This window comes from Caldibacillus sp. 210928-DFI.2.18, from assembly GCF_020554505.1.
Taxonomy (GTDB): Bacteria; Bacillota; Bacilli; order Bacillales; family Caldibacillaceae; genus Caldifermentibacillus; species Caldifermentibacillus hisashii.
The window spans coordinates 1-22,370 of the sequence record NZ_JAJCHL010000002.1 but is presented as its reverse complement, the minus strand read 5'-3'; the positions used below and the strand labels follow the sequence as shown (position 1 = coordinate 22,370).

General features: G+C 37.9%; 23 protein-coding genes. All 23 read left to right on the top strand.

All coding sequences use genetic code 11. The features are described from left to right. Positions 1–4 precede the first annotated feature (4 nt). The 23 genes from fabD to topA all read left to right on the top strand — a co-directional run bounded on the left by fabD (position 5) and on the right by topA (position 22,264). Positions 5–952: an ACP S-malonyltransferase gene (gene fabD, locus LIZ98_RS00900; RefSeq protein WP_108897921.1), complete on the top strand. Its 948-nt coding sequence runs from the start codon at positions 5–7 to the stop codon at positions 950–952. Next, positions 949–1,692 (top strand): 3-oxoacyl-[acyl-carrier-protein] reductase, encoded by a 744-nt coding sequence (gene fabG / locus LIZ98_RS00895; RefSeq protein WP_227091174.1) that lies wholly within the window; start codon positions 949–951, stop codon positions 1,690–1,692. Before fabD ends, fabG begins: the two co-directional genes overlap by 4 nt. A 124-nt stretch (positions 1,693–1,816) precedes the next feature. After that, a complete protein-coding gene (locus tag LIZ98_RS00890; RefSeq protein WP_034769711.1) occupies positions 1,817–2,050 on the top strand; it encodes an acyl carrier protein in 234 nt (77 codons plus the stop codon). Positions 2,051–2,372: 322 nt separating this feature from the next. After that, complete coding sequence (gene rnc, locus LIZ98_RS00885) at positions 2,373–3,116, top strand: ribonuclease III (protein WP_043988601.1); 744 nt, start codon at positions 2,373–2,375, stop codon at positions 3,114–3,116. A gap of 23 nt (positions 3,117–3,139) precedes the next feature. Further along, positions 3,140–6,697: a chromosome segregation protein SMC gene (smc, locus tag LIZ98_RS00880; RefSeq protein WP_227138729.1), complete on the top strand. Its 3,558-nt coding sequence runs from the start codon at positions 3,140–3,142 to the stop codon at positions 6,695–6,697. Positions 6,698–6,739: 42 nt separating this feature from the next. Next, complete coding sequence (ftsY, locus tag LIZ98_RS00875; protein ID WP_227091177.1) at positions 6,740–7,732, top strand: signal recognition particle-docking protein FtsY; 993 nt, start codon at positions 6,740–6,742, stop codon at positions 7,730–7,732. A 297-nt stretch (positions 7,733–8,029) separates the two neighbouring features. Further along, the gene (locus LIZ98_RS00870; protein ID WP_034769715.1) at positions 8,030–8,368 is read left to right on the top strand and encodes a putative DNA-binding protein; all 339 of its coding nucleotides are present in this window, start codon (positions 8,030–8,032) and stop codon (positions 8,366–8,368) included. Between the two features lie 11 nt (positions 8,369–8,379). Further along, positions 8,380–9,726 (top strand): signal recognition particle protein, encoded by a 1,347-nt coding sequence (gene ffh, locus LIZ98_RS00865; protein ID WP_041848593.1) that lies wholly within the window; start codon positions 8,380–8,382, stop codon positions 9,724–9,726. A 145-nt stretch (positions 9,727–9,871) separates the two neighbouring features. Next, complete coding sequence (gene rpsP, locus LIZ98_RS00860) at positions 9,872–10,144, top strand: 30S ribosomal protein S16 (protein ID WP_034769719.1); 273 nt, start codon at positions 9,872–9,874, stop codon at positions 10,142–10,144. Positions 10,145–10,152: 8 nt separating this feature from the next. After that, positions 10,153–10,386: a KH domain-containing protein gene (locus tag LIZ98_RS00855; protein ID WP_041846618.1), complete on the top strand. Its 234-nt coding sequence runs from the start codon at positions 10,153–10,155 to the stop codon at positions 10,384–10,386. Positions 10,387–10,460: 74 nt separating this feature from the next. Beyond that, positions 10,461–10,847: a YlqD family protein gene (locus LIZ98_RS00850; RefSeq protein WP_034769726.1), complete on the top strand. Its 387-nt coding sequence runs from the start codon at positions 10,461–10,463 to the stop codon at positions 10,845–10,847. Positions 10,848–10,858: 11 nt separating this feature from the next. After that, complete coding sequence (rimM, locus tag LIZ98_RS00845) at positions 10,859–11,377, top strand: ribosome maturation factor RimM (RefSeq protein WP_034769729.1); 519 nt, start codon at positions 10,859–10,861, stop codon at positions 11,375–11,377. Further along, the gene (gene trmD / locus LIZ98_RS00840) at positions 11,377–12,111 is read left to right on the top strand and encodes a tRNA (guanosine(37)-N1)-methyltransferase TrmD (protein WP_041846617.1); all 735 of its coding nucleotides are present in this window, start codon (positions 11,377–11,379) and stop codon (positions 12,109–12,111) included. The genes rimM and trmD overlap by 1 nt, the downstream gene beginning before the upstream one ends. A gap of 165 nt (positions 12,112–12,276) precedes the next feature. Next, a complete protein-coding gene (gene rplS / locus LIZ98_RS00835; RefSeq protein WP_034769733.1) occupies positions 12,277–12,621 on the top strand; it encodes a 50S ribosomal protein L19 in 345 nt (114 codons plus the stop codon). Positions 12,622–12,910: 289 nt separating this feature from the next. Further along, entirely contained in the window at positions 12,911–13,438 is a 528-nt protein-coding gene (gene lepB, locus LIZ98_RS00830) for a signal peptidase I (RefSeq protein ID WP_034769736.1), read from the top strand. A 47-nt stretch (positions 13,439–13,485) separates the two neighbouring features. Continuing rightward, entirely contained in the window at positions 13,486–14,373 is an 888-nt protein-coding gene (gene ylqF / locus LIZ98_RS00825) for a ribosome biogenesis GTPase YlqF (protein WP_227138730.1), read from the top strand. Then, positions 14,357–15,139: a ribonuclease HII gene (locus LIZ98_RS00820; protein ID WP_034769741.1), complete on the top strand. Its 783-nt coding sequence runs from the start codon at positions 14,357–14,359 to the stop codon at positions 15,137–15,139. The genes ylqF and LIZ98_RS00820 overlap by 17 nt, the downstream gene beginning before the upstream one ends. A gap of 23 nt (positions 15,140–15,162) precedes the next feature. Next, complete coding sequence (locus tag LIZ98_RS00815) at positions 15,163–16,416, top strand: hypothetical protein (protein WP_227138731.1); 1,254 nt, start codon at positions 15,163–15,165, stop codon at positions 16,414–16,416. Then, positions 16,413–16,694 (top strand): EscU/YscU/HrcU family type III secretion system export apparatus switch protein, encoded by a 282-nt coding sequence (locus tag LIZ98_RS00810; RefSeq protein ID WP_227091184.1) that lies wholly within the window; start codon positions 16,413–16,415, stop codon positions 16,692–16,694. The genes LIZ98_RS00815 and LIZ98_RS00810 overlap by 4 nt, the downstream gene beginning before the upstream one ends. A 134-nt stretch (positions 16,695–16,828) precedes the next feature. Beyond that, positions 16,829–17,992 (top strand): ADP-forming succinate--CoA ligase subunit beta, encoded by a 1,164-nt coding sequence (gene sucC, locus LIZ98_RS00805; RefSeq protein ID WP_227138732.1) that lies wholly within the window; start codon positions 16,829–16,831, stop codon positions 17,990–17,992. 57 nt (positions 17,993–18,049) lie between these two features. Further along, complete coding sequence (gene sucD, locus LIZ98_RS00800) at positions 18,050–18,952, top strand: succinate--CoA ligase subunit alpha (RefSeq protein WP_034769752.1); 903 nt, start codon at positions 18,050–18,052, stop codon at positions 18,950–18,952. Positions 18,953–19,015: 63 nt separating this feature from the next. Further along, positions 19,016–19,903: a DNA-processing protein DprA gene (gene dprA / locus LIZ98_RS00795; RefSeq protein ID WP_227138733.1), complete on the top strand. Its 888-nt coding sequence runs from the start codon at positions 19,016–19,018 to the stop codon at positions 19,901–19,903. 285 nt (positions 19,904–20,188) lie between these two features. Then, positions 20,189–22,264, top strand: a complete 2,076-nt coding sequence (topA, locus tag LIZ98_RS00790; protein ID WP_034769755.1) for a type I DNA topoisomerase — start codon at positions 20,189–20,191, stop codon at positions 22,262–22,264. Positions 22,265–22,370 lie beyond the last annotated feature (106 nt).

The window sequence follows — 22,370 nt, the reverse complement described above, 5'->3', positions numbered from 1 at the left end:
TTTCATGGGGAAAATTGCATTGCTGTTTCCAGGACAAGGTTCCCAGACGGTCGGAATGGGGAAAGAACTTGCTGTGAGTGACCAGAAAGTGGCGGACATCTTTTCGGAGGCTGATAAAGCACTGCAGTTTCCGCTTTCTTCGGTCATTTTTGAAGGACCAAAAGAAAAATTAACATTGACAACAAATGCCCAACCTGCGTTATTAACAACAAGTATTGCCATTTTGCAAAAGTTTACCGAGTTTAACATTAAACCTGATTTTGTTGCCGGCCATAGTTTAGGGGAATATACTGCACTTGTAGCAGCAAATGCTTTGTCCTTTACAGATGGTGTCCAAATCGTTCATAAACGTGGAGAATTTATGGAAGAGGCGGTACCGCACGGGCAAGGAACAATGGCGGCAATATTAGGGATGGACCGCGAAAAACTGACTGAAATAACGGAAAAAGTAACAGAAACGGTTGGGTCTGTTCAACTGGCTAATCTAAATTGTCCCGGACAGATTGTCATTTCAGGGACAAAAGATGGGGTCGATAAGGCTTGTGAGCTGGCTAAAGTGAACGGTGCGAGACGGGCCATTCCGTTAGAAGTCAGCGGACCTTTTCATTCCCGGTTAATGGAGCCGGCTTCAAACCGATTACATAAATTGCTGACGACTGTCAACATCCGAAATGCCGAGATTCCGGTCATATCAAATGTAACGGCAAAACCGGTCCAAGATGCAGAGGAAATAAAACAATTATTAGTTCAACAGTTGTTTTCACCGGTACTTTGGGAAGATTCCATTCGATATTTACTTGAAAATGGTGTAGATACATTTATTGAAATTGGTCCGGGGAAAGTTTTAACCGGGTTGGTGAAGAAAATCGATCGTACCGTTCATACCTTTGCAATATTTGATGAAGAGAGTATCAATCATACGGTTCGAGAACTTGAAGGAGGGAAGTCATGACTTTAGCTGGTAAAACCGCACTCGTTACAGGTGCTTCTCGGGGAATCGGGAAGGAAATTGCTTTGGAACTTGCAAGAAATGGAGCAAATATTGTCGTGAATTATGCCGGTAATACACAACTGGCTGAACAAGTGGCTGATGAAATTCGTTCAATTGGAAGAGAAAGTATAGCAATTCAAGCAGACGTGGCTAACAGTGAAGCAGTTGAACAAATGGTAAAAGAAACGGTGAACATGTTTGGCTCACTTGATATTTTAGTAAATAATGCGGGAATTACCAGAGACCAACTGCTGATGCGTATGAAAGAAAGTGATTGGGACGATGTCTTAAATACAAATCTTAAAAGCGTCTTTTTAACGACAAAAGCTGTTTCACGTCAAATGATGAAACAACGGAAAGGAAGAATCATCAATATTTCTTCGATTGTTGGCGTAAGCGGAAATGCCGGTCAAGCAAACTATGTAGCTGCTAAAGCAGGAATCATCGGCTTAACAAAAACGGCGGCAAAAGAATTAGCACCGCGTAATATTACTGTAAACGCCGTTGCACCCGGTTTTATCACAACGGATATGACTGACAAATTACCGGAGGACGTAAAACAGGAGTTATATAAGCAGATTCCCTTGGCAAGACTTGGTGAACCGAAAGATATTGCCTATGTTGTTGCTTTCTTGGCATCAGAGAAAAGCAGTTATATTACCGGTCAAACGATTCATGTAAACGGCGGAATGTACATGTAATTTTAAAGATAAGAAGTTGGAATTTTCAGAGCTTGAAAAATTTGGATACTAGGGTAAAATTTTTTTAACTTACCCTTTATATTATTTGTCTATTTATATATAATACTTGAGGGGAGGTGAAGTAATGTCGAACGTACTGGAACGTGTAACGAAAATAATTGTTGACCGCCTTGGGGTTGATGAATCAAAAGTTACACCTGAAGCCACTTTTAAGGAAGATCTTGGTGCAGACTCCCTTGATGTAGTCGAATTAGTCATGGAACTAGAGGATGAATTTGGTCTGCAATTTTCTGATGAAGATTCAGAAAAGATTGTTACTGTAGGAGATGCTGTATCTTACATAGAAAGTAAACTTTAATTTGGAATACTTGTTGTAAATCAATCCAAGTGATTTATAATTAAATAGTATTGACGAATACACTTCACTTGTAAAAGTGAGGTGTTTTCTATTGATTTAGGGATTTATTTTAAAAAACTCGGAATTGCAGATTCTGAAAAGTAAAGCGTGGTGCCTCTTCACAGAAACGTCATTTTTCGGTTATGATTTTAATAGTAACGATGCGTCTTTTGCGCCGTCTAAAGGAAAAAATCTTTGGCAAAAATAAAAGGTGAAAAAATATCTTTACGAGTATGACTTTGGTAGTCTAAACTTGATTGTATAAAACAAGAGGTGTAAATCAATGACAAAAATAAAACGGACGAAAGACATGAATAAAAACCAATTGGAAAATAAATTTAAAGAGTTTCAAGATAGGGTCGGTATCCATTTCCAAAATGAAGCTTTACTCGTACAGGCTTTTACCCATTCATCATATGTGAATGAGCATCGCAGAAAAAGAAGAGAAGATAATGAGCGCTTGGAATTTTTAGGGGATGCTGTTTTAGAATTAACGGTTTCCGATTTTCTCTATAAAACGTACCCGATGATGGAAGAAGGCGATATGACCAAGTTACGGGCGGCAATTGTTTGTGAACCTTCTCTTTTATCTTTTGCTCAGGAGTTAGACTTTGGTGATTTGATGCGCCTTGGTAAAGGCGAAGAATTAACCGGCGGAAGAAAACGTCCCGCATTACTTGCTGATGCTTTTGAAGCTTTTATTGGAGCCACCTATTTGGATCAAGGGTTGGAAACAGTTGTCAAGTTTTTAGAGAAGGTCGTTTTTCCTAAAATACTACAAGGTGCTTTTTCTCATGTGATGGATTATAAAAGCCAATTGCAAGAACTTGTTCAACGAGATGGTTTAGGTACACTTGAATATGAAATTCTCGCTGAAAAAGGCCCTGCACACAATCGAGAATTCGTTACACAAGTAAAATTAAATAATCAAAGCTTAGGTACGGGTGTTGGAAAATCAAAAAAAGAGGCTGAGCAAAAAGCAGCCCATATGGCGTTAACGAAACTGTCCAAAACGCCGGAATCATGACAATAGTAGTTAGGAGGGGCTAGATGTTTCTCAAACGTTTGGAATTAGTTGGTTTTAAATCTTTTGCGGAGAGAATTTCGGTCGATTTTGTTCCGGGTGTTACAGCCGTAGTAGGGCCAAATGGCAGTGGGAAAAGTAATATCACCGATGCGATTCGCTGGGTATTAGGAGAACAGTCTGCGAAATCATTGCGTGGCGGCAAAATGGAGGATATCATCTTTGCCGGAAGCGATACGAGAAAGCCGCTCAATTTTGCCGAAGTTTCGTTAACATTGGAAAATGAGGACCATTTTTTGCCGATCGATTACAATGAAGTGTGTATTATAAGAAGAATGTACCGTTCAGGTGAAAGTGAGTACTTTATTAATAAACAGCCATGTCGCCTGAAAGATATCGTCGATTTATTAATGGATACCGGATTTGGAAGGGATTCTTTTTCAATTATTAGCCAAGGAAAAGTGGAAGAAATTTTAAACAGTAAATCCGAAGAAAGAAGAACGATCTTTGAGGAGGCAGCCGGTGTTTTAAAATATAAAACACGGAAAAAGAAGGCTGAAGTGAAATTAAAAGAAGCTGAAGAAAATTTGAACAGAGTTCGGGATATCATTCATGAATTGGAAGCTCAAGAGGAACCTTTAAAAATTCAAGCCTCCATGGCAAAAGATTACTTGCAAAAAAAAGATGAATTGCAACAATATGAAATCAGTTTGTTAGTGTATGAAATTGAACAGCTTCATGAAAAATGGGAAAAACAGAAAAAGCAATTAGAAGAAAATAAAAATAAAGAGCTGGAATTATCTACGCAATTACAATCAAAAGAAGCGAATGTGACCCGGTTGCGTGATCAAATGACAGCTTTGGATGAATCAATTGATCAACTACAACATTTGTTGCTGATTACGAGTGAAGAATTGGAAAAATTGGAAGGGAAACGGGAAGTTTTAAAAGAGCGGAAAAAAAATGCCGGTCAAATTCGAACCCAGCTCAAGCAGGCAATTGATGAAGGAGAACAAAAATTAATTGCACTTGATCAGGAAATTGCCATTTTGGAGCAGCAAAAAAATGAAACCAGCACAAGATTAAATGAAGAAAAGGAGAAATTGAAGGATTTACAAAAATTATTGGCAGCGTATTCCGTTGATGTAGAAGAAAAAATCGAATCTTTAAAGAGTGACTATATTGAACTGCTGAACAAACAAGCTGCTATAAAAAATGACCATCGTCATATTACCCAGCAATTAGAGCAACTTAAATTGAAGCAAGAACGACTCCGAAATGATAACCATAAGTATATTGCCGAAAGAAATGAAATCCTTTTTAAAAAGGGTGAGTTGGAAAAACAACTTGCTAACTTGGAAAAACAAATTGACCTGACTGCCGGACAATTTCGGGATGAGCGAAATCAATTAGAGCAATTGACAAGACAATATGAAAAAGTTGAAAAAACATATTATCAAGCTCTTCAATATGTCCAACAGGCAAAGTCACGGAAAGAATTGCTGGAAGAAATGGAAGAAGACTATTCCGGATTTTACCAAGGCGTTAAGGAAATTTTGAAAGCAAAAGACCAGCTTCAAGGCATTGAAGGTGCTGTCGCCGAACTGATTAAAGTTAAAAAATCCTTTCAAGTGGCATTGGATGTTGCCTTGTCGAGCAGTCAACAGTATATTGTCGTTCAAACAGAAGAACATGCAAGACAGGCGATCAAGTTTTTAAAAGCTCATGGGTATGGACGGGCGACATTTCTTCCGTTATCTGTCATTCAACCGAAAGAATTACCAAAAAACATGCGAGAACGTCTGGAAACTCACCCAAGTTATATTGGCATCGCAGCTGAATTATTGGACTATGATCAAAAATATCAAAACATCATTCACAATCTACTCGGAAATGTGATTATCAGTAAAGATCTTCGCGGTGCAAATGATCTTGCGGCACTTTCCGGACGTCGCTACCGAATCGTTACCTTAGAAGGAGATGTAGTGAACCCGGGTGGTTCCATGACCGGGGGATCCTTAAAGAAAAATACCGGTTCATTATTAAGCCGAAAACTGGAACTTGATACCTTAAAACAAAAACTTGTCGAGATGGAAAACCAGTGTACGAAACTTGAAAAGGATGTAAAAGTAAAAAAACACCTGATGAAGGAGAAAGAAGAAAAACTGCAAACCATTCAAAAAACAGGTGAAACACTCCGTCAACAAGAATTGCAACTAAAGGATCAACTGAAAGAAATCCAGTGGAACGAAAAAAACATCCAGGAGCGGCTTACTTTATTTGATACGGAAGATGCTGCATACGATGAAGAAATATCCGGCTTGCTGGACAAAAAGGCAGCGAATGAAAAAGTACTCGAGGAAATCAATGCGAAAATTGCCGAAACCGATCAATTAATTAACGAACTATCTGAAAAGCGAAACCTTGATCAATCGAAAAAAACGGATATTACCGAAGAAATAAATAATTTAAAAGTAAATATTGCCAAGATGGAAGAACAACTTCACCATGTGCTAAATCAACTCCGGACAAATAAAGAAAGACATGAAGAAATTCACAACCAACTAAAAAATAACAAAGAAGATTTGTCACTGTTAATTAAAGAAATGGAAACCGATCATTCCGGAGAAAACAAAATTGCCGAAGAAGCGAAACGAAAAGCCATGGAAAAAAATAAAACAATTGAACTAATTGCGGAGCGGCGAAAACAGCGGCTGGAATTTCAACAAGCATTGGAAGACTTAGAGCAGGAAGTAAAGGAGTTAAAACGGCAGCATAAAGGATTGACGCAAAGTTTAACGGATGAAGAAGTGAAGTTGAACCGGATGGATGTTGATCTTGAAAATCGATTAACGACATTAAGTGAAGAATATATGTTAACGTTTGAAAGAGCAAAAGAGCAATATCCAATGACGGTTGCTTATGAGGAAGCGAAGAAAAAAGTAAAATTAATCAAGTTGGCGATCGATGAATTAGGAACTGTCAATTTGGGTGCCATTGATGAATATGAAAGAATATCAGAGCGATTAAAGTTTTTGACAGAGCAAAGAGATGATTTGCTATCGGCAAAAAATACATTGTTTCAAGTCATCGAGGAAATGGATGACGAGATGATAAAACGGTTCAGTGAAACATTTACTGCTATCAAGTCACAGTTTGATTCCGTGTTTAAGTCGCTGTTCGGTGGTGGACGAGCTGAATTGAAATTGACAATGCCGGATGATTTATTGAATACAGGCGTTGACATTATCGCTCAGCCACCGGGGAAAAAATTACAAAACTTAGGTTTGTTATCCGGCGGCGAACGGGCATTGACAGCAATCGCTCTTTTATTTTCAATTTTAAAAGTTAGACCGGTCCCGTTCTGTATTTTAGATGAAGTAGAAGCGGCCTTGGATGAAGCAAACGTATACCGGTTCGCCCAATATTTAAAACATTTCAGCAGTGAAACCCAATTCATCGTCATCACTCATCGGAAAGGAACGATGGAAGAAGCGGATGTATTATATGGTGTAACCATGCAGGAATCAGGTGTATCCAAACTTGTTTCCGTTCGTTTGGAAGATACCGCAAATGTGGGCTAAAAAACGGGAAAGGTAAATTACAGTGCTAAGGGATGTGTGGCTATGGGTTTTTTTGATAAGTTGAAAGAAAAATTGACGAAACAAACAGAAACGGTTACCGAGAAGTTTAAAGATGGATTAACAAAGACACGACAAAGCTTTTCAGACAAAATGAATGATCTTGTTGCCCGCTATCGAAAAGTAGATGAAGATTTTTTTGAAGAACTTGAAGAAGTGTTGATTCAGGCCGATGTTGGTTTTGATACAGTTTTGGAATTAGTCGATGAATTAAAAATGGAAGTGAAAAGACGCAATATCCAGGAAAGTTCACAAGTAAAAGAAATTATCGTGGAAAAATTAGTTGACATCTATGAGTCCGATGATGAACAAATTACTTCCTTAAATATTCAAGATAATGGTTTAACTGTCATTTTATTTGTTGGCGTTAACGGTGTGGGAAAAACGACGACCATCGGTAAACTTGCTTATAAATTCAAACAAGAGGGGAAGAAGGTGTTGTTGGCAGCCGGTGATACATTCCGAGCCGGTGCAATTGAACAGTTGGAAGTGTGGGGCAAGCGGGTCGGTGTAGACGTCATTAAGCAAAATGAAGGGTCAGACCCTGCTGCGGTAATGTATGATGCTGTTCAGGCTGCCCGGTCGCGTAAGGCCGATATTTTATTATGTGATACAGCCGGACGATTGCAAAACAAAGTAAATTTAATGAAAGAATTAGAGAAAGTTAAACGAGTTATTGAACGTGAAATCCCCGGTGCCCCGCATGAAGTACTGCTTGTTCTTGATGCGACAACCGGACAAAACGCAATGATCCAAGCGAAACAATTCAAGGAGGCAACTGATGTCACCGGTATCGTTCTTACCAAACTGGACGGCACAGCAAAAGGCGGAATTGTGATCGCGATTAGAAAAGAATTAAACATCCCTGTAAAGTTTGTTGGTCTTGGAGAAAAAATGGATGATCTGCAACCCTTTGATTTGGAACAATATGTATACGGTCTATTTGCAGGTTTGGCAGATGAAAACAAAGAAGATTGATGTTTCACCTTGCCCCGCATGAACGGGCACTAATCTCCTTCCTTAAGGATTAAGTCAACCAAGAAAGCAAAAGGGAGAAGGTAAGTGCCCGTAACATGCCCGATTTGGTTCAACTAACCAGGAGCTGTCCAGAAAGCCAAAAATCAACCGAACCTATTCTTTTAGCAATAAAATTTTAGAAGTTGTACTATTAGGATAGCCCCTGGAAGTTTCACCTATTCCGGATTGACATTTTCTTTTAAACTATGTAAGATTAGCGGTGTAAAGGTGTTTTGCTTAACAGTGGAGGGTGAAACAATGTTAGAAAAAACAACAAGAATGAATTATTTGTTTGATTTTTATCAAGATTTGCTCACTCCAAAACAACAAAATTACATGTCTCTTTATTATTTAGACGATTTTTCCCTCGGAGAAATTGCAGAACAATTTGAAGTCTCAAGACAAGCGGTTTATGATAACATCAAACGTACTGAAGCAATGCTGGAAGAATACGAGGATAAACTACATCTTTATGAAAAATTCCTTATGCGGCAGAAAATGTTTAAAAAACTCTCCTCCTTATTGGAAAAACATATAAAAAAAGAGGAAAGCAAGGAAATTTTTGATGTTCTAAAGGAAATACAAGAATTAGATTAGGAGGTCGACCTATGGCGTTTGAAGGACTAGCTGACAGGTTGCAGAAAACCATGCAAAAAATCCGCGGTAAAGGAAAAGTTACCGAGGCGGATGTGAAAGAAATGATGAGAGAAGTCCGTCTTGCTTTACTCTATGCCGACGTCAACCTAAAAGTCGTTAAAGATTTTATCAAAAAAGTAAGTGAACGGGCAATTGGGCAAGAGGTAATGAAAAGTCTTACCCCCGGTCAACAAGTGATTAAAGTTGTTAAAGAAGAATTAACTGAATTGATGGGTGGCGAACAAAGTAAAATTGCTGTCAGTCCCAAGCCTCCAACCGTAATTATGATGGTCGGATTGCAAGGGGCAGGGAAAACAACAACGACAGGGAAACTGGCTAATTTACTCAGGAAAAATTATAATCGAAAGCCGCTCTTGGTTGCCGCGGATATTTATCGTCCGGCCGCCATTAATCAGTTGCAAACATTGGGAAAACAGCTTACTATGCCGGTTTTTTCTCTAGGTGATCAGGTGAGTCCGGTCGAAATTGCTGCGAAAGCGATTGAACATGCAAAAGCAGAACATCATGATTATGTTTTAATTGACACAGCCGGTCGACTTCATATAGATGAAAACTTAATGGATGAATTAAAAAATATAAAAGAAGCGGTTAAACCGGATGAAATTTTTCTTGTTGTCGATGCAATGACCGGTCAAGATGCGGTGAATGTTGCAACGAGTTTTAACGATCAACTCGGTATTACCGGTGTAATTTTAACGAAACTGGACGGGGATACAAGAGGCGGGGCAGCCCTTTCAATCCGGGCCGTTACGGGAAAACCGATTAAATTTGTCGGGATGGGTGAAAAAATGGACGCGCTTGAACCGTTTCATCCGGAACGAATGGCATCCCGAATTCTTGGCATGGGTGATGTTCTATCATTAATTGAAAAAGCACAAGCCAATGTCGATGAAGAAAAAGCAAGAGAATTAGAAAAGAAAATGCGATCCGCCTCATTAACATTGGACGATTTTCTTGATCAATTATCACAAGTGCGCAACATGGGACCGTTGGATGACTTGATTAAAATGTTGCCTGGGGCTAATAAAATAAAAGGGCTTAACAATTTAAAGATCGACGAAAAGCAAATAGCTCACGTTGAAGCTATCATTCGTTCCATGACAAAGGAAGAAAAAGAACATCCGGAAATTATTAATGCCTCTAGAAGAAAACGAATTGCCAAAGGGAGCGGAAGAACAGTCCCGGAAGTAAATCGTTTGCTTAAACAATTTGAAGAAATGAAGAAAATGATGAAACAAATGAACAATATGACGAAAAAAGGCAAGAAAAAAGGCGGATTTAAATTACCATTCATGTAATATATAATTTGTTATCATCTTGCCTTTTGGAAAAAAATTTGCTAATCTATAAAAAGAATAGCTGTTAAGAAAAAATACTTTACAAACAATTTATTTCTTGCTATTATATCTACTTGTGTGAAACTATTTGGAGGTGCAATATATTATGGCAGTAAAAATTCGTTTAAAACGTATGGGAGCAAAAAAATCTCCTTTTTATCGTATCGTTGTAGCAGATTCACGTTCCCCTCGTGACGGACGTCAAATCGAAACAATCGGAACTTATAATCCGTTAACAGATCCGGCAACACTCGAAATCAATGAAGAGTTAGCCTTGAAATGGTTAAGAAATGGTGCAAAACCTTCTGACACAGTTCGGAATCTTCTTTCTAAAAAAGGTGTTTTAGAAAAATTCCATAATGAAAAATACGGTAAATAAGTGATATCATGGAAAACTTGATCGAAACTATCGTCAAACCCCTTGTCGATTTTCCTGAGGACGTAAAAATTGATGTGGAAGAAAATGAAAACCGCATTATTTACAAATTGAAAGTTAACAGTAAAGACATCGGGAAAGTTATCGGGAAACAAGGTAGAGTGGCAAAGGCGATTCGGACTGTTGTTTATGCTCATGCACATGCAACAATGAAGAAGAAGGTTTTTCTGGAGATCAGTGAATAAGGAGGGGGCCCATCAGGGAATTCCCTCCTTTTTTCGTATATAGATTAAGATCAGGGAGGAGGGGAATTTTTAACATGCAAATAATAACCACCATAACGGTTAATCAAATATTAACCGAATCAAGTAAAAAACAGTTGTTTATATCCTTTCAAGAAAGAAGACAACAATTATTAAAGGAAATCGACCAACTGAAATTTGAAATGAAGCGTATGGAAAAAATGAAAAAATACCCTGTTTCCAGCATAAATACATATTTTGAAAAAGAAATAGAGAAAAGAAAAGAGAAGGTAAAATTGCTAGAATTTCAAATAGAACAACTTGACCTTCTTCCTTTAGGCTCCGAATTAAAAGAGCGAGAGATACAAGGACTTATTGACGTTAATATTGGTGATAATTGGAATGAATCACTCCTTAACAGAAAAATTACTGTTAAAGATGGAATTGTCGTAGATATAAAATAGAGGTGATATGTTTGCAAACGTATTTCAATGTCGGCAAGATTGTTAATACCCACGGGATTAACGGAGAAGTACGAGTGATTTCCGTTACAGATTTTCCCGAACAACGCTATCAAAAGGGGGCAACCTTATATTTATTTTTACAAAATGCGAAGGAACCGATCTCTTTGACAATTAAAAATTGGCGACGTCATAAAAACTTTGATTTATTACAATTTGAAGGGTATACAAACATTAATGAAGTTGAAAAATTTAAAGGCGGATTATTAAAAATAGCGGCTGATCAATTGGACCGACTGGAAGAAAATGAATATTATTTTCATGAAATCATCGGTTGCACGGTGAAAGGACCGGACGAAAAGGAATACGGGATCATTACAGAAATCTTAACACCCGGTGCCAATGATGTTTGGGTGATTAAAGGTAAAGATCATAAAGAATACTACCTTCCCTATATTGAGGAAATTGTAAAAAAAGTGGATGTGAATGAAAAAGTAGTTTGGATTGAACCAATGGAAGGATTGTTTGATTGATGCGAATTGATATTTTAACGCTTTTTCCCAACATGTTTACAGGAGTTATCAACGAGTCTATTTTAAAAAAAGCAATGGAATTAGGAAAAGTTCAGTACCATATAACAAATTTCCGCGATTTTTCCACGGATAAACATCAAGCGGTAGATGATTATCCATATGGCGGCGGGGCAGGGATGGTTTTAAAACCGGAACCGATTTTCCATGCGGTTGAACATATTGAGAGCGTAACGAATTCATCACCGAGAGTAATTCTTCTTTGTCCCCAAGGAGAGCGTTATACACAAAAGAAAGCGGAACAATTGGCAAAAGAGGAACATCTTTTATTTATTTGCGGACATTATGAGGGATATGATGAAAGAATCCGGGAAAATCTTGTAACCGATGAAATTTCCATCGGCGATTTTGTTTTAACAGGCGGTGAATTAGCTGCAATGGTGGTCGTTGATAGTATCGTCCGATTGTTACCGGGTGTTTTAGGTAATGAGGACTCACCTGTTCTTGATTCGTTTTCAACCGGGCTTTTAGAGCATCCCCATTACACAAGACCTGCCGAATTTCGCGGGATGCGAGTACCTGATGTACTTTTATCCGGAAATCATAAGCTTATTGATGAGTGGAGAAGAAAACAATCGCTGAAACGGACGCTTGAACGCAGGCCGGATCTGTTGGAATCCTATCCGTTAACGGAACAGGAAATTGAATGGTTAAACGAATTGAAACGAAACGGTTAGTTGCAAGAAGAATACAACAAAAAAATAAAAACTTTATTGATTTACTACTATTCTGTGTGGTAATATATAATTTGTGGTTTTGGATATTGATCCATGCCTGTTATAACGATGTTCCGCTGCAGTGAATTGTTCTGTATGAGCATCTGTTGGAAGGAGTTGATTCGAATGCAAGGTATTATCGATGAAATTACAAAAGAGCAACTTCGCACAGACCTGCCTGCATTCCGTCCTGGTGACACTGTTCGTGTTCATGTTAAGGTAGTGGAAGGAAACCGGGAACGTGTGCAATTGTTTGAAGGTGTTGTAATCAAACGTCGTGGCGGCGGAATCAGTGAAACTTTCACTGTGCGTAAAGTTTCCTACGGGGTTGGTGTAGAACGGACATTCCCTCTTCACTCACCAAAAATCGTAAAACTTGAAGTGGTACGCCGTGGTAAAGTTAGACGCGCGAAACTATATTACCTACGTAATCTGCGTGGGAAAGCAGCAAGAATTAAAGAAATTCTTTAATAAAACATTGCTGCTGATGCATGAAAAAAAGAGCTTGCCTACAAGCTCTTTTTTTTCATCCTATCCACAAATTTGCTTATTTTAAAATACTTTTTTAAAATATTTAGAAGATGTTTATTGAAAATTTCCGATTGTTTAGCAACAATAACAATTTTCCTTTGACCGTAAGTTTTTAGAAAATGGGCTTTTTAAGTCTAACCATTATATTTATTCTATAAAATAGTTATAATTAAGCATACATACAATTATAGAAGCTGAAAATTTTTTTGAGAAAAGAGAGGGCGTTCATATGGCAAAAAATAGTGAATTATGGGAGTGGATAAAAATTCTCGTCTTTGCGGCTGCATTAACAGCAGTCATTCGTTTATTTCTTTTTACTCCAATTATCGTTGACGGTGAATCCATGATGCCGACATTGGAGGATCGTGACCGGATGATCGTTAATAAACTATCATACAAAATAGGTGAGCCAAAACGTTTTGATATCGTTGTTTTCCACGCATCAGAAGAAAAGGATTATATAAAACGGGTCATCGGTCTTCCCGGCGAAACCATTGAATACAATAATGATACTTTATATGTTAATGGTAAAGCGATGGACGAGCCTTATTTGGATGATTATAAAAAAGACTTGATAGGTGGAACGCTAACAGAACCTTTTACTGTAAAAGTTCCGGAAGGCTATGTGTTTGTTATGGGAGATAATCGCAGATACAGTAAAGACAGCAGACATATCGGTCCCGTACCAATTAATGAAATCCTTGGGAAAGCAAGTATTATTTACTGGCCTTTGGAAGAATTTCGTTGGATTCATTAAAGAAGTGAACAACACCAGAGACTTTGTTTAGACTGGAGGGTGAGATTATGTCGATCCAATGGTTTCCAGGCCATATGGCAAAAGCAAGAAGAGAAGTAACCGAAAAATTGAAATTAATCGATATTGTATATGAATTGATAGATGCACGCATACCTTTGTCTTCACGCAATCCAATGATTGATGAAATTATTAAACAGAAACCTAGACTTGTCTTATTAAATAAAGCAGATATGGCTGATGCAAAAAAAACGAAAGAATGGGTTTCCTATTTTCAAAAACAAGGCGTTGTCGCCATTCCAATTAATTCTCAATCGGGAGCAGGAATGGCAGCAATCGTAACAACGACAAAACAAATCGTTAGTGAAAAGTTTGATAAAATGCGGGCAAAAGGAATAAAACCGCGTGCTATTAGAGCGATGGTCGTGGGAATACCAAATTCCGGTAAATCAACGTTAATCAATCGTCTGGCCAAAAAAAACATCGCCAAAACCGGAAATACGCCCGGTGTAACGAAAGCGCAGCAATGGATTAAAGTTGGAAAGGAAATCGAACTATTGGATACGCCCGGAATCCTCTGGCCAAAATTTGAAGATCAACAAGTGGGCTTTAACCTTGCTTTGACCGGGGCCATTAAAGATACGATTTTAAACTTACAAGATGTTGCCGTTTTTGCTCTTCGCTTTCTGGAAAAAGAGTATCCGGATCGTTTAATGGAACGATATGGGTTTCATCATATTCCCGAAGAAATTGTTGAGATATTTGATGCCATCGGGACAAGAAGGGGATGCTTGGCAGGTGGAGGCATGGTTGATTATGATAAAACCGCAGAGGTGATTATCCGTGATATCCGTTCACTGAAACTTGGCCGCCTCACTTTCGAAATGCCACCTGAACAAATAAAAAAAGAGGGCCTGTCAAATGAAACAAACAATTAAAGAAATCGAAATGATTTTGCAATCTGTAACAGAACCAGATGACCCTTTTGTTAAAAAATGTCAGCAAGATGAACGGAAAGGTGTCCAAGCACTTCTCCAACGTTGGAAGAAAAAACAAGAAGAGTTAATGGCAGAGAAGCGGCGTTTTGAAAAAATGATGGTATATGAAAAAGAAGCACAAAAGCAAGGTTTCCAATATGTTGCCGGAATTGATGAAGTAGGTCGAGGTCCGTTGGCAGGTCCGGTTGTTGCTGCGGCTGTTATTTTACCGGAAAATATATTTATTTCCGGAATTAATGATTCAAAAAAACTATCAAGCAAAAAACGTGAACAGCTATATCAAGAGATTAAAAACGAGGCGTTAGCTATCGGTATCGGTGTGGTTGGAGCCGATGTAATTGACGAAATCAATATTTATCAAGCGACAAAAAAAGCAATGAATATAGCAATTAACCAATTATCAATTTTTCCTGACTTTCTTTTAATTGATGCAATGAAGATTGATACGCCTATTACCCAGCGATCATTAATAAAAGGTGATTCATTATCGGTGTCCATCGCCAGTGCATCAATTATTGCAAAAGTTTATCGTGATCGGCTAATGATGGAATACAGTAAAAAGTATCCCGAGTATCAGTTTGAAAAAAATGCCGGTTACGGAACCCGTGAACATATTCAAGCAATCCGTAAATTTGGTCCGACCCCCATTCATCGAAAGACATTCGCTCCGATAAAAGAATATATACATAACGAAAATGAAAAATAAAGAAATTGATCGGGATGATGCAAATGAACATCGATTCGATGCAATCAATTATACAATCAAACAAAAGATCGCAACTTGACCGAACTCCAGTTTTTAAACCGGGGCAAATTTTTTATGGCAAAGTCCGGTATATCGATCCTTCTAATCATGCCATTATTCAAATCGGCGGGGAAAAAATAATCGCCAATATCGAGGCTCCCCTCGACGTCCGAAAAGATTATTGGTTTGAAGTGGTTAAAACAGACGGAACCATTCAATTAAAAGTTTTGGATAATATCTCAAATAATGATGCGTTTTTATCATTTTTACATTTACCGAAAACAAAATTGATGAATGAATTTTTACAACAATGGAAACAAATGAATTTTTCGTTTGAGAGAAATGTTCTAACAAAAGTTGCCGATTGGATAAATCAAGTCAATGATATTCAAAAAGTTCTTGAGATCGTCCAACAGATGGATAAACATAATTTACCGATGACGGATGTTGTATTTCAAAGCTTATTATCCATGAAAAGCAGTTCCCCTTTATCGGTTCTTATTGAAAATTTGTATCAACAACTGAATCAAGATAGCCAGGCAAAGAACCTGCCCATTTTCCAAACCTTACAGCATTTATTGGGTAAAGATGATCCGAATATTGCTTTCTCTTTAAATGGGTCAGACGGGAATAAAATCCATCAACTTTTCCGCCAATTAAACACTTTGCTCGGCATGAACTATGAAGCATTAATAAATGGGGCAGAAATGAAAAATTTGCCATTAAAAGGTCAATTAATCCAACTATTGACGATGGACGGGCTGCCTTTACCGGTAAAAAAAGAAGCGGAACAATTATTTCACAAAATTATAGGTACACAATTAGTCAATATCGAAAGCAACGGATTACTACAAATGACTCTATCTCTTCCGCTTCCACTGGCTGAAAAAGTGATCGATGCGAATATCCATTGGCGTGGAAAAAAAACAGAAGATGGTAAATTAGATCCGAATTTTTGCCTGATTATTTTTGATCTTCAAATGCCCAGTCTGGGAAAAATTGTGTCTCGCATGCAAGTCCAAAATAGAACAATCAGCCTTTATATTTTTTGCGAAGATGACAAGATTGAACATCTTAGTCAACCATTTGTTGATTTATTAAAGGAAAACTTGAAAAAACTAAACTATCAGCTCGCTGCAATTAAATTTGAAAAAATCGATGCCAACCGGCAAACAAATTTGGGGGAACAAAATCTTATTCCACCTGTGCAATCGGGAAGCTTGGATGTGAGAATATGAAAAAAGAAGATGAACGAAAAGAAGCAGTGGTTTTAAAATATGATGAAGCAGCAAATATTGCTCCTGTTGTGAAAGCAAAAGGGAGGGGTAAAATTGCCGAAAATATTATCCGTGAAGCCGCAAAACATAACATTCCCATTCACGAAGATGCAGCACTTGTAGAATTATTAGGGAAAATCAATATAAATGAAACAATTCCCGAAGAATTATATAAAGCTGTTGCAGAAGTACTCGCCTTTATTTATCAAATTGATAGTGTTCGAGAACGTAGAAAGTAGTCATGATCAAAAGTTTTAGCCATGAAAAAAGAAACTTAAAGAAAGATATTTTTGCATAAAACTAGACATTATTTTCTGCATTATATTACAATTGGTATGCAACCTTATTTTTTTGTTTGACAGGAGGATGGAGAATGAATATTCATGAATACCAAGGAAAAGAACTTCTCAGAAAGTATGGAGTTTCTGTTCCGGATGGTAAAGTTGCATTTACAGTTGATGAAGCAGTTCAAGCTGCAAAAGAATTGAACAGTAATGTCGTTGTTGTAAAAGCGCAAATTCATGCCGGTGGAAGGGGAAAAGCAGGCGGTGTGAAAATTGCGAAAAATTTAGATGAAGTTCGTACATATGCGGGTGAGTTGCTGGGGAAAACCCTTGTTACCCATCAAACGGGTCCTGAGGGGAAGGAAGTTAAACGCTTACTCATTGAAAAGGGTTGCGATATCAAAAAAGAATATTATATTGGTATTGTTTTAGACCGTGCCACTTCAAGAGTGACTTTAATGGCATCCAGTGAAGGCGGTATGGAAATTGAAGAAGTAGCTGAAAAAACACCAGAGAAAATATTTAAAGAAACCATTGACCCGCTTATTGGTCTTGCACCATTCCAAGCAAGAAGGATTGCCTTTAATATTGGCATTCCGAAAGAGCTTGTCAATCAAGCTGTCAAATTTATGACCGGATTATACACGGTATTTGTAGAAAAAGATTGTTCCATTGCTGAAATCAATCCGCTTGTTATAACAGGTGACGGGAAGGTAATGGCATTAGATGCAAAATTGAATTTTGACAGCAATGCATTATATCGTCATCCGGATATCCTCGAATACCGCGATCTTGACGAAGAGGATCCAAAAGAGATTGAAGCTTCAAAATATGACTTAAGCTATATAAAATTAAACGGAAATATTGGATGTATGGTTAATGGAGCAGGTCTCGCCATGGCAACAATGGATATCATTAAATATTACGGCGGGGAACCGGCTAACTTCCTTGATGTCGGTGGCGGTGCAACGGCTGAAAAAGTAACGGAAGCATTTAAAATCATTTTGTCTGATAATAATGTCAAAGGAATTTTTGTCAATATTTTCGGCGGAATTATGAAATGCGATGTTATTGCAACCGGTGTCGTAGAAGCAGCAAAACAAATCGGTTTATCTGTACCGTTAGTCGTACGGTTGGAAGGAACAAATGTAGATTTAGGAAAAAATATTTTACATGAATCCGGCTTGAATATTGTTCCTGCCGAATCAATGGCAGATGGTGCACAAAAAATCGTGGAATTAGTCGGTAAATGATCATTTGGGGATTGCACGTGTAACAAACAGGACAATTGCGAAAAGTGGGGGAAAAGTATGAGCGTTTTTATTAATAAAGACACAAAGGTGATTGTGCAAGGTATTACAGGGAAAACGGCACTTTTTCATACAAAACAAATGCTGGAATACGGGACAAAAATTGTCGGAGGTACTTCACCCGGTAAAGGTGGAACGGAAGTTGAGGGAGTACCTGTTTTTAATACAGTAAGTGAAGCTGTAAAAGCTACGGGAGCAAATGCATCAGTTATTTACGTTCCGGCTCCGTTTGCCGCCGATGCGATTATCGAAGCAGTCGATGCAGAATTGGATTTAGTTATATGTATCACTGAACATATACCGGTTTTGGATATGGTTAAAGTGAAACGATATATGGAAGGGAAGAAGACACGTCTCGTCGGTCCAAACTGTCCGGGTGTCATTACCGCTGATGAATGTAAAATTGGTATTATGCCGGGATATATTCACAAAAAAGGACATGTCGGCGTTGTTTCCCGCTCCGGAACATTAACATATGAAGCCGTACATCAGTTGACTCAGGCTGGTATTGGTCAAACAACCGCTGTCGGAATTGGTGGCGACCCGGTTAACGGCACGAATTTTATTGATGTATTAAAAGCATTCAATGAAGATCCGGAAACATATGCTGTGATCATGATTGGTGAAATTGGCGGTACAGCGGAAGAAGAGGCGGCACAATGGATAAAGGCGAATATGACAAAACCGGTAGTCGGCTTTATCGGTGGCCGGACAGCACCCCCTGGAAAGCGAATGGGGCATGCCGGTGCGATTATTTCCGGTGGTAAAGGTACGGCTGATGAAAAAATTCGAGTCATGAATGAATGTGGTATACAAGTGGCTGATACTCCATCTGTTATTGGAGAAACACTAATTAACGTGTTAAAAGAAAAAGGTTTGTACGAAAAATGTAAAACCCATTAATTAAAACAAAAAGGACACCGCATTCTTGTGGTGTCCCCTATTTTTTATAAAGGAGTTGGTCAAGTGAAAGAAGTAAGTACGAGAGAGCGGTTAATTCATCTTCATGAATGTCGCGGGATTGGAGTTAAAACGATTTACAAAATGCTATCATATGATCCGACGTTAAAGTCGATCTATTTCATGAGTCCCCATGATTTACGGGAACAATTCCAAATACCCTCACAATATGTTTCGTTATTTTTTAACGATCTTCATACAAAAAATATTTCAGGAATATTATCCGATTATAATAAAAAACATATTACAATCATAACAATCGTTGATAAAGAATATCCATTTTTATTAAAACAAATTTATATGCCTCCATATGTTCTCTATTGCCAGGGAGACACCAGGCTATTGCAGAAAAAAATGATAGCGGTGGTCGGTACACGAATCCCAACTGTTTACGGACTAAACGCAACGAGACTAATCGTGAAAGAGCTGGTGGAAAAGGACTTTATAATAGTAAGCGGTTTAGCTAAAGGTGTCGACTTTGAAGCTCATAAACAAGCTATCGCTGCAAACGGTAAGACAATTGCAGTTTTAGGAAGTGGTTTTGAGCATATTTATCCTAGGGAGCATATTACTATGGCAGAAGAAATGAAAAATAAGCATTTATTATTAACCGAGTATCCGCCATATATAAAACCCCATAAATCTTATTTTCCGGCAAGAAATCGAATCATTAGCGGTCTTTCTCTTGGAACCCTTGTAATAGAGGCAAAGGAAAAAAGCGGATCGTTAATTACCGCACAATTCGCTTTGAATGAAGGAAGAGAAGTTTTTGCTGTTCCGGGTTCGATATTTTCGCCAACATCAAAAGGGACAAACTTACTGATTCAAGAAGGGGCAAAACTGGTCATGTCAATTGAAGATATATTAACTGAATTTGAATATTCCTCTGATTAAATGTACGTTTCCAGTACATTTTACATATAATCGGGTATATAATATGAAAAATGAAATTGAAAGGTTTTTCTGGGTCTAATGACTTTCTTATTGACAAATCATTAAATTATCTTTAATAATAAGTGATAGTTTATTGCTGGGAAGAAAATCCTTTCAAATGAACTTATTTTTGGAATATAAGGAGAAGGCTTTTCAAAACGTATAAACATATAATAAGAGGGAAACAAATTAATTTGGAAGTTTCTAAATTAAAAGCAGTAGCGGAAACCTCTAAGGAGGATCTATATGTCAGATTATTTAGTGATTGTAGAATCACCAGCAAAAGCAAAAACGATTGAAAAATATTTAGGAAAAAAATATAAAGTGAAAGCATCCATGGGCCATGTCCGGGATTTGCCAAAAAGTCAAACCGGGGTTGATGTCGATAATAACTATGAACCGAAATATATTACGATTCGGGGAAAAGGACCAGTCTTAAAAGAATTAAAATCAGCGGCAAAAAAGGCAAAAAAAATTTACTTGGCAGCTGACCCTGATCGTGAAGGTGAGGCAATTGCCTGGCATTTGGCACATACACTGGATCTCGATACAACATCCGATTGCCGGGTTGTTTTTAATGAAATTACCAAAGATGCCATCAAAGAATCGTTTAAGCATCCAAGACCCATTAATATGGATTTGGTTGATGCTCAGCAAGCAAGAAGAATACTGGACCGGCTTGTCGGTTATAAAATCAGTCCGTTGTTATGGAAGAAGGTTAAAAAAGGTTTAAGTGCGGGCCGTGTTCAATCGGTTGCCGTCAAACTAATTATTGATCGAGAAAATGAGATAAACAATTTTATTCCTGAAGAATACTGGACGATCAGTGGACAGTTCGAGTATGGAAATATAACTTTTCCTGCACAGTTTTTCGGGATTGGAAAAGAAAAATTGGAACTAAAGTCCGAACAAGAAGTGAACAAAATCCTATCACAATTAGATAAAAAAGAATTTCAAGTGAATTCAATTGTAAAAAGAGAAAGAAAACGAAATCCGGCACCACCTTTTACCACTTCATCTTTACAACAAGAGGCAGCAAGAAAGTTAAATTTTCGGGCCCGAAAAACGATGATGATTGCACAACAATTGTATGAAGGAATTGATCTTGGGAAAGAAGGATCTGTCGGATTAATAACTTATATGAGAACGGATTCAGTTCGTGTTTCGGAAACCGCTCAAAAAGAAGCAAAAGAGTTTATTACAGCTGAATTTGGCAAAGAGTATGCGGAACAAGTTGAAGTAAAAGGAAAAAAACAAGGGAATGTCCAAGATGCCCACGAAGCGATCCGACCGACAAGTGTGATAAGGACGCCGAACAGCATAAAAGACTTTTTGTCCAGAGATCAATGGAAACTGTATAAACTTATTTGGGAACGTTTTGTGGCCAGTCAAATGTCCCCGGCAATCATGGATACGATGACGGTGGATTTAGTAAATGGGCAAGTCGTTTTTCGTGCGAATGGTTCTAAAGTGAAGTTTCAAGGTTTCATGAAAGTATATGTCGAAGCGACAGATGATAATCAAGAAACAAAAGATATTCTTCTTCCGGATCTAAAGGAAGGCGAGGTAATAAAAAATAAGGATATCGAACCGAAACAACACTTTACCCAGCCACCGCCAAGATATTCAGAAGCCCGATTAGTGAAAACACTGGAAGAATTAGGGATTGGTAGACCTTCTACTTATGCACCGACATTGGATACCATCCAAAAAAGGGGTTATGTATCCCTTGAAAATAAAAGATTCGTACCGACAGAACTGGGTGAAATTGTCATTCAACTTATGTCTGAATTTTTCCCTGAAATTATTAATGTGGAGTTTACCGCAAAAATGGAACGGGAACTGGATGAAATTGAAGAAGGAAAAGTCCAATGGGTTAAAGTCATCGATGAGTTCTATAAAGATTTCAGGAAGTATTTAGAAAAAGCTGAATTGGAAATGGAAAAAATAGAAATCAAGGATGAATACGCAGGGGAAGATTGTGAAATTTGCGGGAACCCGATGGTAATTAAAATGGGACGATTCGGGAAATTTATGGCTTGTAGCAATTTTCCCGATTGTCGAAATACGAAACCGATTATTAAAGAAATCGGTGTTCCTTGTCCAAAATGTAACAAAGGTCAAGTTATTGAAAGAAAAAGTAAAAAAAACCGCATCTTTTATGGTTGCAGCCGCTATCCTGAATGTGACTTCTTGTCCTGGGATAAACCGGTCGCGAGGCCATGTCCAAAATGTAACGGAATGCTGGTCGAGAAAAAGATTAAAAAAGGTGTACAAATCCAATGTACGAATTGCGATTATAAAGAAAAACCACAAGAGTGAGTGTAAACTTGCTCTTTCTTTTTTTTAGTATAAGAAAGTATAAAAATACATGTAAATAACTTGGGATTAGTTTTATTGTCTAGCTCCGAGCGCCAGCGACTGAGAA

Excerpts from the sequence above, each read along its gene's own strand:
- fabD (WP_108897921.1), top strand. The coding sequence starts at position 5 with ATGGGGAAAATTGCATTGCTGTTTCCAGGACAAGGTTCCCAGACGGTC.
- fabG (WP_227091174.1), top strand. The coding sequence starts at position 949 with ATGACTTTAGCTGGTAAAACCGCACTCGTTACAGGTGCTTCTCGGGGA.
- LIZ98_RS00890 (WP_034769711.1), top strand. The coding sequence starts at position 1,817 with ATGTCGAACGTACTGGAACGTGTAACGAAAATAATTGTTGACCGCCTT.
- rnc (WP_043988601.1), top strand. The coding sequence starts at position 2,373 with ATGACAAAAATAAAACGGACGAAAGACATGAATAAAAACCAATTGGAA.
- smc (WP_227138729.1), top strand. The coding sequence starts at position 3,140 with ATGTTTCTCAAACGTTTGGAATTAGTTGGTTTTAAATCTTTTGCGGAG.
- ftsY (WP_227091177.1), top strand. The coding sequence starts at position 6,740 with ATGGGTTTTTTTGATAAGTTGAAAGAAAAATTGACGAAACAAACAGAA.
- LIZ98_RS00870 (WP_034769715.1), top strand. The coding sequence starts at position 8,030 with ATGTTAGAAAAAACAACAAGAATGAATTATTTGTTTGATTTTTATCAA.
- ffh (WP_041848593.1), top strand. The coding sequence starts at position 8,380 with ATGGCGTTTGAAGGACTAGCTGACAGGTTGCAGAAAACCATGCAAAAA.
- rpsP (WP_034769719.1), top strand. The coding sequence starts at position 9,872 with ATGGCAGTAAAAATTCGTTTAAAACGTATGGGAGCAAAAAAATCTCCT.
- LIZ98_RS00855 (WP_041846618.1), top strand. The coding sequence starts at position 10,153 with ATGGAAAACTTGATCGAAACTATCGTCAAACCCCTTGTCGATTTTCCT.
- LIZ98_RS00850 (WP_034769726.1), top strand. The coding sequence starts at position 10,461 with ATGCAAATAATAACCACCATAACGGTTAATCAAATATTAACCGAATCA.
- trmD (WP_041846617.1), top strand. The coding sequence starts at position 11,377 with ATGCGAATTGATATTTTAACGCTTTTTCCCAACATGTTTACAGGAGTT.
- rplS (WP_034769733.1), top strand. The coding sequence starts at position 12,277 with ATGCAAGGTATTATCGATGAAATTACAAAAGAGCAACTTCGCACAGAC.
- lepB (WP_034769736.1), top strand. The coding sequence starts at position 12,911 with ATGGCAAAAAATAGTGAATTATGGGAGTGGATAAAAATTCTCGTCTTT.
- ylqF (WP_227138730.1), top strand. The coding sequence starts at position 13,486 with ATGTCGATCCAATGGTTTCCAGGCCATATGGCAAAAGCAAGAAGAGAA.
- LIZ98_RS00820 (WP_034769741.1), top strand. The coding sequence starts at position 14,357 with ATGAAACAAACAATTAAAGAAATCGAAATGATTTTGCAATCTGTAACA.
- LIZ98_RS00815 (WP_227138731.1), top strand. The coding sequence starts at position 15,163 with ATGAACATCGATTCGATGCAATCAATTATACAATCAAACAAAAGATCG.
- LIZ98_RS00810 (WP_227091184.1), top strand. The coding sequence starts at position 16,413 with ATGAAAAAAGAAGATGAACGAAAAGAAGCAGTGGTTTTAAAATATGAT.
- sucC (WP_227138732.1), top strand. The coding sequence starts at position 16,829 with ATGAATATTCATGAATACCAAGGAAAAGAACTTCTCAGAAAGTATGGA.
- sucD (WP_034769752.1), top strand. The coding sequence starts at position 18,050 with ATGAGCGTTTTTATTAATAAAGACACAAAGGTGATTGTGCAAGGTATT.
- topA (WP_034769755.1), top strand. The coding sequence starts at position 20,189 with ATGTCAGATTATTTAGTGATTGTAGAATCACCAGCAAAAGCAAAAACG.